At 55.1% G+C, this 13,381-nt stretch carries 10 protein-coding genes; 5 read left to right on the top strand and 5 right to left on the bottom strand.

Annotated elements, in window-relative coordinates; genetic code table 11:
- Positions 1-20: 20 nt before the first annotated feature.
- Positions 21-1,040 carry an RluA family pseudouridine synthase gene (locus tag NAI64_RS03440; RefSeq protein WP_407946903.1) on the bottom strand — a complete coding sequence of 340 codons (1,020 nt, stop codon included), beginning with the start codon at positions 1,038-1,040 and terminating at the stop codon, positions 21-23.
- Between the two features lie 539 nt (positions 1,041-1,579).
- On the opposite strand from NAI64_RS03440, the gene NAI64_RS03435 reads away from it, so the two are divergent.
- Positions 1,580-4,615 carry an Rne/Rng family ribonuclease gene (locus NAI64_RS03435; protein WP_269297779.1) on the top strand — a complete coding sequence of 1,012 codons (3,036 nt, stop codon included), beginning with the start codon at positions 1,580-1,582 and terminating at the stop codon, positions 4,613-4,615.
- 152 nt (positions 4,616-4,767) lie between these two features.
- On the opposite strand, the gene NAI64_RS03430 is transcribed toward NAI64_RS03435, so the two are convergent.
- Complete coding sequence (locus NAI64_RS03430; protein WP_269297777.1) at positions 4,768-5,460, bottom strand: alpha/beta hydrolase; 693 nt, start codon at positions 5,458-5,460, stop codon at positions 4,768-4,770.
- 277 nt (positions 5,461-5,737) lie between these two features.
- Between NAI64_RS03430 and moaA the strand changes: the two genes are divergently transcribed.
- The 4 genes from moaA to NAI64_RS03410 are packed head-to-tail and all read left to right on the top strand — an operon-like array spanning position 5,738 to position 9,648.
- On the top strand, positions 5,738-6,823 hold the full coding sequence (gene moaA, locus NAI64_RS03425) for a GTP 3',8-cyclase MoaA (RefSeq protein ID WP_269297775.1): 1,086 nt from the start codon (positions 5,738-5,740) through the stop codon (positions 6,821-6,823).
- A gap of 2 nt (positions 6,824-6,825) precedes the next feature.
- The gene (gene mobA / locus NAI64_RS03420) at positions 6,826-7,488 is read left to right on the top strand and encodes a molybdenum cofactor guanylyltransferase MobA (RefSeq protein WP_269297773.1); all 663 of its coding nucleotides are present in this window, start codon (positions 6,826-6,828) and stop codon (positions 7,486-7,488) included.
- A complete protein-coding gene (moeA, locus tag NAI64_RS03415; protein ID WP_269297771.1) occupies positions 7,485-8,780 on the top strand; it encodes a molybdopterin molybdotransferase MoeA in 1,296 nt (431 codons plus the stop codon). The genes mobA and moeA overlap by 4 nt, the downstream gene beginning before the upstream one ends.
- Positions 8,781-8,811: 31 nt before the next feature.
- Positions 8,812-9,648: a deoxyribonuclease IV gene (locus tag NAI64_RS03410; RefSeq protein ID WP_269297769.1), complete on the top strand. Its 837-nt coding sequence runs from the start codon at positions 8,812-8,814 to the stop codon at positions 9,646-9,648.
- Here NAI64_RS03410 and NAI64_RS03405 read toward each other — a convergent pair.
- The 3 genes from NAI64_RS03405 to NAI64_RS03395 form a co-directional block, all read right to left on the bottom strand.
- The gene (locus NAI64_RS03405; RefSeq protein WP_269297767.1) at positions 9,643-10,917 is read right to left on the bottom strand and encodes a type II toxin-antitoxin system HipA family toxin; all 1,275 of its coding nucleotides are present in this window, start codon (positions 10,915-10,917) and stop codon (positions 9,643-9,645) included. The genes NAI64_RS03410 and NAI64_RS03405 overlap by 6 nt on opposite strands.
- A 460-nt stretch (positions 10,918-11,377) precedes the next feature.
- Entirely contained in the window at positions 11,378-12,460 is a 1,083-nt protein-coding gene (locus tag NAI64_RS03400; protein WP_269297765.1) for a porin, read from the bottom strand.
- Between the two features lie 397 nt (positions 12,461-12,857).
- Positions 12,858-13,322, bottom strand: a complete 465-nt coding sequence (locus tag NAI64_RS03395) for a hypothetical protein (protein WP_269297763.1) — start codon at positions 13,320-13,322, stop codon at positions 12,858-12,860.
- Positions 13,323-13,381 lie beyond the last annotated feature (59 nt).

Here is a 13,381-nt window from a genome sequence, read left to right as displayed (position 1 = left end):
GCATTTTACCCCAACTTTTTTTAGGAATCCTTGTCGCTTCCGGCTTCGAGTGCGTTCAGGTAACCGCTGCATTCCCTGGGCAATGGTGCAGTGATCGTCATGGGTTTTCCGGTATCGGGATGAATGAAGGTGATCCGGTAGGCATGCAGGAACATGCGTTTGAGAGCGTTTTCACCTCTTCTGCCTTTTTGCAGTTGCCGGTTCAGTTCGAAGTCGCCGTATTTTTCATCTCCGGCGATGACGTGTCCGGACGACGCGAGATGTACCCGGATCTGGTGGGTACGTCCGGTTTTCAGTTCCGCTTCGAGCAGGGTGAAATCCGGGTAATGCTTCAGGACATTGAAAACGGTATGCGCTTCCTGACCTGCGGGATCGACCCTTACCCGCCGCTCGCCTTCCGCAGTATGGTACTTGAGCAGAGGCAAGCGGACATGTTGCCGTTTGTTTTTCCAGTCGCCGTGAACGAGTGCCTGATAACGCTTGTCCACACTGCCCTCGCGTATCTGTTCATGCAGTTTCGTCAGCGCGGAACGTTTTTTTGCCAGTACCAGAATGCCGGATGTTTCCTTGTCCAGCCGGTGGACGAGTTCCAGAAAGCGGGCATCCGGCCGCGTGGCGCGCAGCTGTTCGATCACACCGAATGAAACGCCGGAACCGCCATGCACGGCGACGCCTGCCGGTTTGTTGATGACCAGAATGCTGTCGTCTTCGTAGAGAATGTCGAAGCGGGCATCCGGTATGCGTGGAGTATCGCGCTGTGCGGTCTTGACGGGCGGGATGCGGATGACATCGCCTGCCACCAGCCGGTAGGTCTGATCGACACGCTTTCGGTTGACGCGTACCTGGCCGGAACGCAGAACGCGGTAAACGTGACTTTTCGGCACGCCCTTGAATGCTTTAAACAGGTAGTTGTCGATGCGCTGACCTTCGTCGTTTTCCGTCGCGGTGACGAGCTGAACCTGTCCCATCGGCGAAAGTGCCTCATTATCGACCTGTTTTTTAATGTCTTTGCTGACTTTTCCTCTATGAGTCGGGTTCATTTATCTATATAATCCTGCACTGGCCGGCGTTTTCCCGGCTTGTCTGTGTATGATAAAACAAGCATTCTACACAGTTGTGGCTTCCATTGGCCCTGTTTGAAACAAATTCAGTGGAAAAGATGTGTACGCACCTTCCGTCGTATTCCAGGCCGGCGCCGTAGCGCAGGCCGGACAAGGTAACGGAATGAGGATTTGCGTCTGGATGCAAAGGATTTGAAGGACAAGCAGAAATGGTTCGCTGCTTGTCCAGTGATGTGTTTGATAACCGGAATTTTGTTGTTTGGTTCTGATTTGCCGTTTTCAACGTGTGGGCTGTCTTATTTGAGATGCTGATTACAGGCGTAATCGCCAATCCTGAAACAGATCGAACTCATCCCCGTCCGCAGGACGGCGCGCTCGCTTGCGCCCTTTTGGCCGTTGCACGGCCCGCTTTCCATCCTGTCCATTCCATGCGTACACCCGATTGATTTTCGGTAACGTCCCCCCAGGCGTTCCAATTACAGAATATCGGCCTTGCGAAAGGCCACGGAGTGTATTTTATGAAACGTATGTTGTTCAATGCGACGCAGCAGGAAGAATTGCGCGTGGCGATTGTCGACGGGCAGAAACTGATCGATATCGATATCGAATCCAATGCCCGGGAACTGCACAAATCCAATATCTACAAGGCGGTCATCACCAGGATCGAACCTTCCCTTGAAGCCTGTTTCGTCAATTACGGTGAAGACCGGCACGGTTTTCTGCCTTTCAAGGAAGTATCGCGTTCCCTGTTCCGCGAAGGTGTCGATGTCAGAAACGCCACAATCAAGGACGCGCTGGCCGAAGGACAGGAAATCATGGTCCAGGTCGAAAAGGAAGAGCGCGGCAACAAGGGTGCTGCGCTGACCACTTTCATTTCGCTGGCCGGCCGTTATCTGGTTCTGATGCCGAACAATCCGCGTGGTGGTGGTGTCTCGCGTCGCGTCGAAGGTGAAGAGCGCCAGGAATTGCGCGAAACGATGGACAAGCTTGATGTGCCGCCCGGCATGTCCATCATCGCCCGTACTGCCGGTATCGGCAGGACCGTCGAAGAATTGCAGTGGGACCTGAATTATCTGCTCCAGCTGTGGAACGCGATCGAAAGCGCCGGTTCTTCCGCACCGGGTGCGTTCCTGATTTATCATGAATCGTCTCTGGTCATCCGCGCCATCCGCGACTATTTCCAGCCGGATATCGGCGAAATCCTGATCGATACGGACGAAATCTACGAACAGGCACACCAGTTCATGAGTTATGTCATGCCGGACATGGCCAACCGTGTCAAACGCTATCGTGACGGTGTTCCGCTTTTCTCCCGTTTCCAGATCGAACACCAGATCGAATCGGCCTATTCCCGCGTGGTCTCGCTGCCTTCCGGCGGTTCCATCGTCATCGACCATACTGAAGCGCTGGTTGCCATTGACGTCAACTCGGCCCGTTCTACGCGCGGCACCGATATCGAAACGACGGCGTTCACGACCAACTGCGAAGCGGCCGAGGAAGTCGCACGCCAGTTGCGTTTGCGCGATCTGGGCGGCCTGATCGTGATCGACTTCATCGATATGGAATCGCCGAAGAACCGGCGTGAAATCGAGGCACGTCTGAAAGAAGCATTGCATTATGACCGGGCGCGTGTCCAGATGGACAAGATTTCCCGTTTCGGTCTGATGGAACTGTCGCGCCAGCGACTGCGCCCTTCCCTGTCCGAAGGCAGCCATATCACTTGTCCGCGATGCAACGGTACCGGCCATATTCGCGATACGGAATCGTCCGCCTTGCAGGTATTGCGTATCATCGAGGAAGAATCGATGAAGGAAAGTTCTGCCGTCATCCATGTCCAGATTCCGGTCGATGTCGCCGCTTTCCTGCTGAACGAAAAACGCGGCGAAATCATGAAAGTCGAGTCTCGTCACAAGGTCAAGATCGTCCTGATTCCGAACAAGTATCTGGAAACGCCGCATTACAAGCTCGAACGGATCAAGCATGACGATCCCCGTCTGGAAGAGCCGGAAGTCAGCTACAAGCTGGCGGAACAGTCCGATGTGGACATGAGTTTTTCCAAACGCCAGAAAGAACCGTCCAAGCCGCCGCAGGAAGCCAAGGTCAAGAATATTCCCGAAGGCATGCCTGCTCCGGTCGTCGATCACACGCCGGCCCCTGTACCGGCACAGGCCGCTGTTGCGGAAAAAGGCTTTTTCGACCGGCTTCTGGGCTTTTTGGGTATCGGCAAGGATGAAGCGCCCAAGGAAGAAGAACAGGAAGAAAAACAGTCGGCCAAAGGTAGCCGCAGAGGCAGGAACCAGGATCGCTCCCGTGGCCGTGGCCGCCGCGGAGAAACCCGCGATGACAAGAACCGTACAACGCAACCGGCTGCCGATGCTGCATCCGAACAGGATGAAAGTGTACAGGCTGCACAGAAACCTGCCCGCCAGCGCCGTACCCGTGGCGAAAAGGCCGAACGCCAGCGTGACGAACGCAAGCCGTTGAAGAACGAGGAAGAATCCGTAAAACAGGAAACATCCGTACCGACGACGACCGCTGTCGCCAAGCCGGTGATGACAGCGCTGGTTCCTGTTTCCGAAGCGGTACAGGTCGTTTCGACGGAAACGAAAACATCGGCGGAAGCCGCCTCGTCCGAACGTCCGGCAGGTACCGAAGAAGAAACGCGCCGTCGCCGTCGCCGTGGCGGACGTGGACGCAACCGCCGCGACAATCAGACGGATACGTCTGCCGAACAGACCGAAATGCCGGTCGAAACCGAAGTCATGGTTGCCGAAGCGGTTTCCGTGCCGGTACAGGAAGCAGGAAATGAAGAAGCCCGTGTCGCGGAAACGGCCGGTACGGTACAGGATGGCAGCAATGTGGACGACAATGCGGTTCCACACCGTCGTGAAGGTCGCCGTTCGCATTCGAGACGCCGCCGCGAAGCCGCTGCGGATACGGCAGCGGATGCCGATGTCGTGAACGCAGTCGCAAAAGAACCGAACGTTGCTGCGGACAATGACACGGTGCAGGATGTCCATACAGTTCAGATTCATGCCGAAGTCGAAACGGTTCAGGCCGATACCGTTGCGGAAGCCGAAGTCGTGGCAGTCGAGGCGAAACCGGTCGTGATCGAAACGGAAGCCGTCGTGGTGGAAACGGTAACGGTCGAAACGAATGCCGCTCCCGAACTGGAACAGGCTCCCGCAGCCGGAACGGCTACCGTAACGGAAACGTCTGCCTCAGGTGAAACCGTAGCGGAAGAAAACGTCGTCAAGGTATCGGATGCCGAACCGGCTGCCGCTGCCGAAGCGCCGGAAGTACCGGTTGCCGGGGACGCCGAAACGCAGGAAGACAAGGCGCCTGCCGTTGCCGACGATCCGGTTTCCGCACTGGAAAAGATGCTGGCCGAAGCCGGTTTGACAATGGCGGTGACCGATCCGGACAAGATGAAACAGGTTCGGGAAAGCCAGCCGCAGGACGAAACGGTCAAGCGGCCCGTTCGCCGGAGAAAACCGCCGGTCGTGGTCGATGAAGGTCCGCTGATTCAGGTGGATACCCGCAAGCCCTCCTGATACGGCATATCATGAAAAAACCGCGTTTCAAACGCGGTTTTTTCATGTCCAGAAACGGATGACATGTATTCGTCCCCATGAATCGTACGAAAGAAAACGCCCTTTTCCGTTGCCGGAAAAAGGCGTTTTTGTCTGCGGAGATATTGTCGTTGTCAGCCGAGTGATTTCGCGGCTTCGTCGATCAATGCGACGATATCGTCGGCATGAGAGACGATGGACGCATGGCTCGAATCAAGGGTGACGGTTTTTCGGGCTGCCATCCTGTTCGCCAGCCACTGCTGGGTTTCGACGGGAATGATCCGGTCGGCTGATGAAATCTGGTACCAGCAAGGGAGTTTTTTCCATGCCGCTTCACCGGATGGATTGTTCATGGTGCTGGCATGGATCGGTTTTTGCGTGACGCTCATGACATAGGCCTGGCTGTCGCCGAGATCATGGCAATAGCTTTCCTTGAATTTGTCGTACTTGATCCAGATGTAGTCGTCCAGCGTTTCGGTGAAATTCATGGCGCTGGGCGAAGGATCGCGGTAGGTGAGTACGTCGTTGATGGTTTCGCTTTCGTCAAGCGAATAGGCGGCGCAATAGACAAGGCCGACGACGTTGTCTTCATTGCCCGCGCGGGTGATGACGGCACCGCCGTAGTCGTGACCGACCAGCAAAACGGGTTCCTGCTGGTGTCCGATCATGCGGATGGTATTGTCGATGTCCTCGTCGAGCGATTTGAGCGAATTTTCGACGGCACGTACTTTATAGCCACGGGCATACAGTCCGAGAATGACGTTTTCCCAGTGACAGGCGTCGGACCATGCGCCGTGCACGAGAATGATGGTAGGTTTTTTAGTCATGATTTTCCAGTCAAAGAAAGAGGTGAAAAGGAGTTTTTTGATACTGCCCTTTCAGCATAGGCAGGACAGTGGCGGCCGTGATGACATTCGGCAAAGGATGTGCACGGGAAGATGCATCCTTTCCGGTTTCGTGACGGGAGCGCGTGTGTACATCGTCCTGATGGTTTACTGACCGAACCGGTAGTCCGGCTTTGCTCGGGACGGCGTGCAGGGTCATGAAACAAACGGCAGTTCGTGGTATCTTTGGAATTTGTGTCGTTTCCGGGTGCTTTCATTCATGTCCAGTCCGATTGTCCAGCCCAATGACGTGCCGCATCCGGTACGGCAATCCGTATCCGGCGATATGGTGCCGGACAGGCTGGGGCGTCCCCTGCGCGATCTGCGCATTTCCGTCACGGACCGTTGCAATTTCCGTTGTGTCTATTGCATGCCGAAACAGGTATTCGGCAAGGATTTCCGTTTCATCCCCCATTCCGGGATGCTTTCCTTTGAAGAAGTCGCCAGACTTTCACGGCTGCTTGTATCGATGGGCGTGGAAAAAATCCGTTTGACCGGCGGCGAGCCGTTGTTGCGGCGGCATATCGAGCGGCTGGTCGGGATGCTCTCGCAGCTTGAAACGCCGGATGGTTGTCCGGTCGATGTGACGCTGACGACGAACGGGTCGTTGCTGGCGAAAAAGGCGCGTACCCTTTTCGATGCCGGGTTGCGCCGCATTACGGTATCGCTTGATGCGCTGGACGATGCCGTTTTCATGAAGATGAACGATGTCGGGGTCGGCGTGTCCGATGTCATGAACGGAATCGAGGCGGCGCTCGCAGCCGGTTTTTCGCCGGTCAAGGTCAATACGGTAGTCAAAAAAGGCATGAACGAAAGCGAGATATTGCCGCTGGCACGCCATTTCAGGAATACACCGGTCATCGTCCGCTTTATCGAATATATGGATGTCGGTTCATCAAACGACTGGACGAACCGGCAGGTTGTGCCCGCCGCAAGGATCGTTCAGACCATTCATGCGGAAATGCCGCTGGAACCTGTCGAACCGCATTACCGTGGCGAGACGGCTTCACGCTGGCGTTATCGTGACGGCGGTGGTGAAATCGGTGTGATCGCGAGTGTGACACAGGCCTTTTGCCGGGATTGTACCCGCTTGCGTCTTTCCACCGACGGCAAACTCTACAAATGCCTGTTTGCGACGGAAGGTTTCGATATGAGGCAATTGCTCAGGAACGGCACGTCGGATATAGAACTGGCAGCAGCGATGGCGGCTTTGTGGCGGCAGCGTGACAATCGCTATTCCGAGTTGCGCGGACAGGGATTGCCGCCGACGGAACGGAAAATCGAAATGTCCTATATTGGAGGATAGTGATGGTGTGGATGCTTTCGGGATTGACGGATATGCCCGATTCGTGCCTGTATGATGACGTGACCGGTGTCATTCTCGCCGGTGGTCAGGGCAAAAGAATGGGATCCGCGGACAAGGGATTGCAGCTTCTGGACGGAAAACCGCTGGTCGCGCATGTGATCGACCGGTTGCGCCCCCAGGTCAGTACCCTGATCGTCAACGCCAACCGGAATCAGTCGGCTTATGCCGCTTTCGGTTATCCGGTCTGTTCCGACGAACCGCTGGACTGGTCCGGCCCGCTGGCGGGTTTTCTGACGGGGCTTCGTCATTGCAAGACACTGTATCTGGTGACGGCGCCGTGCGATGCGCCTTTTTTGCCGTCACGGCTGGTCGAGGATTTGCATCGTTCGCTGGAAGAAAAACAGGCCGATCTGGCGGTGGCGGTTTCCAAGGATGATGAATATTGCCGGGTGCAACCGGCATTTTGTCTGATGAAAGCGTCGCTGGCAACGGATCTGGAAAATTTTATGGCACGGGGCGGACGAAAGATCGAACAATGGTATGCGACACGGAAAGTCGCGACGGCCTGTTTCAACGAACGTCACGGTTTCGAGAATGTCAACACGCCGGATGAGCTGGCGTGGTTGCAGGGAATGTCAGGCGACAGACAGGATGGTGCGGTATGAATGGATCATTGATGACGATGGCGGAACTGACCGCGTCCCTGCCCTCTTACAATCCCGATGCGATTTCCGTGAAAATGGCGCATGACCTGATCGCAGGCTTCGTCACGCCGGTATCGGGTATCGAACGCTTGCCCTTGCGTTATGCACTGGGGCGTGTGCTGGCCGAAGATGTCGTCTCTCCGGTTTCGGTACCCGGTTTCGACAATGCGGCGATGGACGGGTTCGCTTTTTGCGCGCGGGATGCGAATTTGTCCGGGCCGCTGGCGCTGGATGTGGTCGGTTATGCCTATGCCGGACATCCTTATCGTGGAGATATCGGCGATGGCGAATGTATCCGGATCATGACGGGTGCCCCCGTTCCGGGAGGATGCGATACGGTAGTTCAGCAGGAACATGTCGAAATGGCCGAGGATGAAACGCATGTGGTCATTCCGGCCGGTACGGTGACATGCGGCGACAATATCCGCAAGGCAGGCGAAAATTTGCGTGAGGGGGCGACGGTTCTGGCTGAAGGGACGGTTTTGCGCCCCGCCCATCTCGGTTTGCTGGCATCGGCGGGACTGCCTGATGTGGCTGTACGCCGGAAGGTTCGGGTCGCCCTTTTTTCGACGGGAGACGAATTGCGGACCGCCGGGATGGAACTCGATACCGGCGCGGTGTACGACAGCAACCGTACTGTACTGGCCGGATTGATGGAACGGCTGGGATGCGAGGTGCTGGATATGGGAATCATCGGTGACGATCGGGCAGAACTGGAAAAGGCGTTGCAAAATGCCTGTCGCAATGCCGATGCCATCGTTACATCGGGCGGTGTATCGGTCGGTGTGGCCGATTATACGAAACAGGTTATGGCGTCGATGGGCGATGTCGTTTTCTGGTCGGTGAAAATGCGGCCCGGCCGTCCGATGGCATTCGGCAGGATTCATGCCGGTGGCGATCATGCCTGTCTGTTCGGTTTGCCGGGCAATCCGGTTGCGGTGATGGTGTCTTTCTACTTTTTCGTGCGTGATGCGCTCATGCATATGATGGGTGCACTGCCCGCTCCGTTGCTGACGGTCAGGGCGCAGGCGGCGACGAATTTTTCCAAGCGTGTCGGCAGAACCGAGTTCCAGCGCGGGGTATTGAGCCAGAATGCCGACGGCAATCTGACGGTGCGAACGACAGGAGAACAGGGTTCGGGAATATTGCGTTCCATGGCCGAGGCGAACGCCATCGTCGTGTTGCCAGAAGAAGGCGGAACCGTTCGGGCCGGAGAATGGGTCGATGTCGTTTTGCTTGAGGGACTGGTCTGACCGGTTCGGTTGACGGCGCTTCGGAGGAAGCATGTTCAGTATAGGATGCCATTTGTCGGTTTCGAAGGGAATGTACCGGATGGGACAGGATGCGCTGTCGATCGGTGCGACGACGTTCCAGTTTTTCACGCGCAATCCCCGCGGCGGTTCCGCACGGGAAATCGATCCCGATGATTTTGCCGCATTGCGTACGCTGATGACGGAAAACGGTTTCGCTCCGGTCATCGCGCATGCCCCCTATACCCTCAATCCCTGTGCAAGGGATGAACGGTTGCGGGAGTTCGCCTGCGAAACGATGTGTGACGACCTGAAAAGGCTTTCGCTTTTGCCTGACGCCCTTTACAACTTCCATCCCGGCAGTCATGTCGGCCAGGGAGTCCAGGAAGGCATCGCGCTGACGGCCGCCCTGCTCCGACGGGTGCTGGAAACGGAACCGGAAACGATGATTCTTCTTGAGACGATGTCGGGACGCGGCAGCGAAATCGGCGGACGTTTCGAGGAAATCCGCGACATTCTCGATTTGTGCGGCAACCATCCGAAAACAGGCGTTTGTCTGGATACCTGCCATGTCTGGGCGGTCGGCTACGACATCGTCGACCGGCTGGATGACGTGCTTGAAACTTTCGACAAGGTCATCGGGCTTTCGCGCCTGCATGCCATTCATCTCAACGACAGCATGACACCTTTTGGCAGTCGCAAGGACCGCCATGCGAAAATCGGGGAAGGCACGATCGGTATGGATGCGCTGGTACGGCTGGTGAATCATCCGTGCCTGCGCCATTTGCCGTTTTGTCTGGAAACACCCAACGAATTGCCGGGTTATGCCGATGAAATCGCCATGCTCAAGGCGCGTTTCCAGTCGTCATGAACGGCTGTTGAGCTGTGCACGCAAATTGGCAATGCTGTAATAACGTGCGTCGATGATATCGTCGTCGATACCTGCGTTTTTCATGCGGTCTTCCAGTCCCGCAAGTTTTTCGGTGAAATCCCGAATGCCCTTGTCGAAATACTCCCGCTCCGCTTCGGGTATCGCGATTCGCCGGATGATTTCTCCCCAGTCATCGAGAATTTCCCCTCTTTCATCGACCCATTCCAGCGAGCGTGCGATATCGTCGGTCATGAGGTGGGATGGCGAAAAATCGTAAAGCGGCGCCAGTCCGGTCTGTTTGCCGGATGAGAGAATCGCGGTATTGTGCGGATGATTGTCCGTATTGCCCAGCGCGACATTGAGCATATCGCGTTTGACGTATTCCAGCGTGGTGCCTGCCGGGTCGCTTGTGAAATGCCGCAGCGTATCCAGTACGGTATTCTGGCTCGGCATGACGGTTTCGTCGGCGATGCCGCACAGGGATACCAGACTTTCCGTCGCATGCCGGATGACGTGGTTTCCGGAAACTTCGCGGTCGAACCGCGGGATGAACAGCATGTCGCTTTGCCAGGTCGGCAAACGGGAAACGGTGATGCCCATCTCATGCGCCACGCGGAAATATCCCGCCTCGTTTTCCAGTACCTTCCAGTCGGCCAGATTGCGTCCGGACGAAAGCTTCAGCAGAAAATGACCGGCTGCACGTTCGTCAGGCAGCGCGGCATCGGCATACCACAGACCGTTTTTGTCGCGTGTCATCAGGAATTTGGGCGTTTTGCCCTGGAGGCTGGTCGTACCGGCGGAAAGCATGCCGTGTTCCTCGAGATATTCGACGAAATCCTCGCTGCGCTCCAGTATTTCCTTAAGCGTGAAGCCACGATTGACCCATACCGGTGCACGATCGGCAAGGTGTCGTTTATAGGCTTCATAGGCTTCGGCGATCCGCAGGTTGCCGACGGGATCGATTGCACCCAGCAGCATGATTTGCCAGTTGACGGCAGCGGTATCGGGCAAGTGGTGTTCATAGAGCAGATAGTCGCGCCCTTCTCCATCCGGAATCAGATCGAACAGGAACGATGGCCAGTGCGGCAACAGGTAAGGTTCCGGACGGACGGGATAATGGCGCGAAACCGGAAGTGTTCCCGTTTTGATGTAGTCGGGAAGATATGTCAGTCTGGATGGCGATGTTTTTCCTTTTTCCGGCGTGTCCGTTTCGACCAGACAGCAGGGTTGCCAGCGACCTTGCCCGAATATTTCGATTGTACAATGCATGTCCGCTCCTGATGGCGCAATGCTTTTATCTTAACATCATCGTTTGTCGACAGACAGGCAAAGCTTTCCCTGTCGGGGATATACGGAGGCTTTCCAGGAATACGAACTGACATTTCCGTTTTAATGAAATGACATGAAAAAATCGTTGTAATATCTTGATTGAAAGTGATTTTTATGAATTGGATTGTCGATATGCGGATGAAATCAAATCGTATGGCGCGGCATATGATGGCATGCCGGGAAAGATAGTGTACCGTGCATGGGGGGACGGACAGATATGCCATGCATACCGTTTTTCGCGGTTCGCTTGTGGCCGATGGCCGGAAACGGGGTCGCCGGCGAGATAAAAACAGTTACGTTATAATACACGCATGGCCCCGCCGTGCCTGATGGACAGGATATGAAAAACGGGCTGCCGGCAATAGCCGGCAACCCGTTTTGCCACCGCTCTGAAGGGAAGTCAGAAGTTGTGGGTGATACCGATCTGGACACCGGTGACGGAATCGTCAGCAACCCCATTGCTGTTGTAGATTTCGCCGACCGCTTCGTTGTCACTGTCGGTATAGGATGCCATGGCATACAGGGAAGTCCGTTTGGAAAGGTCGTAGGTATACCCGACAGCATACTTGTTGACCTTGCCGTCATAATCTCCGTGGCTTTCGAGCTCACCACGGTTGTACGAGAATTTGACGGTATGCGGACCGGTGTTGTATTGCAGACCGATCAGCCAGTCTTTCTGGCCGATTTCCATGCCGTAATTGTCCAGCAGGATACTGGCGGCGGCCCGTTTGATCGTCGTGTCCTGATAACCTGCGGATACTGTGAAGCCTTCGTACGTATATGCACCGCCGATGTTCCAGAGCCAGGAATTGTCCGAGTCGGCCAGCCTGTCGTAGTTGGCGGTCAGCATCAGCGCCCCGCCATCGTATTTCATGCCGATACCGAAGCCGTCGTTCCCGTTGTTGTGATACCAGTTCTGGCTACCGTGCGTATCCTGTCCGAGCGTATAACTCAGATTGATGCCGAAACCGGCCCATGTCGGACTGTCGTAGCGGACGGTGTTTGCCAACTGTTCGGAATACAGAATGTTGTATCCGACCAGAGCGGAACCGACACCGGTTACGGCAAACGGATCGATATCGCCGAAGTTTTCGATGGCGACGTCATTGACACGCCCCAAACGGATGGCCCCCATGCTTTCGCTTTGCAAGCCCACATTGGCGGCACCCTGCCATTCAACACCGTTTTCCCCGTTGGGGTCAGCCCCCTGAAGGATATCCAGCGCATTGTTGCCGGAGAATTTCACCCCATTGTTCAGGTCGAAGCGGCGTTCAAGCTGGAATGTCGCTTTCACGCTGGAACCCAGTTCTTCGGTGCCGCGCACGCCGATCAGACTGTCGTCGTTGCTCCCCATCCGGACATCCGATCCGCTTTCCTTGATGAAACCGGTATCGACTGTACCGTAGATGGTGACATTGGTCTGTGCATGCGCCATACCGGCAATCCCCATTGCCATTAAAGACGCGAGTAATGTTTTATTCATTGTGAATAAATCCTCAAAATGAATTGTTAAAGAACAGTTGCTCGCATGCGCATGCTGGAGGCAATTATAGAGAGAAAGTCTCTAAATGAGAACAATTATCATTAAATATAAGAAATGATTATTGTTCTCAAACAACAATTTGACATGTAAAATAAATTCGGGGGAATTTGGCTTGTGATGACTGTTTTTCCGGAAAACGGAAATTGGTTTGGAGAATCAGGAAGTGTATGACGGTTCTGACGGGGATAAACGATGACGAAATGGCGGCTTGATCGGTGCCGCCCCTGAAAAGGCGATATCGTTTGTTTACGGCGATTGTGTATGTTTGGGGAAAGGAACGATGCCCTGCCCTTTTTGTCGGGCAAGGACACGGGAAACACCGCAAGTATTCGTTTTGTCAGAGAATGTGCGTCGATGGCGATACGGATTGCCGCCAGTTTTCGATGACTTGTGGCGTCAGGGTGCTGTTTGCCAGTTCCTGCCACATGTCGCCGATGGCTTTCCATTGACTGTATTGCATGGCAAGTTCTGATGCATGGGTCGCCATGGAGCAGCTTCCCGTCATTTTGACCATTTCGTCAAGCTCTGCTTTTTCTTTTTCCCAACCGCTGTTGTCCCTGTTTTTTTCGGTGACGATATGTTCGGTGAGCGTCTTCAGGCACAAGATCAGACCGTATTCCTCGCGATGCCCTTTTTTTCGGATAGCCTCAAGTTGTGCGGAAAAATCATCGAGAAATTTGCGATGGTACGGATTGACATCCATACCCGGCAACAGCGAAGCGATTTCCGATGCCAGATCCTGCCGGTATTTGAGCGGCAGCTTGCCGAACCATTCAATGAAACTGTCGTAAGGTGTCGTCATGAAATGCCTTCTGGTATTGAGCGTTTGAGTATGGAACCGGGCAATACCGGTATGCCTCA

Source organism: Oxalobacter paeniformigenes, from assembly GCF_027158465.1.
Lineage (GTDB): Bacteria > Pseudomonadota > Gammaproteobacteria > Burkholderiales > Burkholderiaceae_D > Oxalobacter > Oxalobacter paeniformigenes.
The sequence above is the reverse complement of the archived record's forward strand: the minus strand, read 5'-3'. Positions and strand labels throughout refer to the sequence as shown.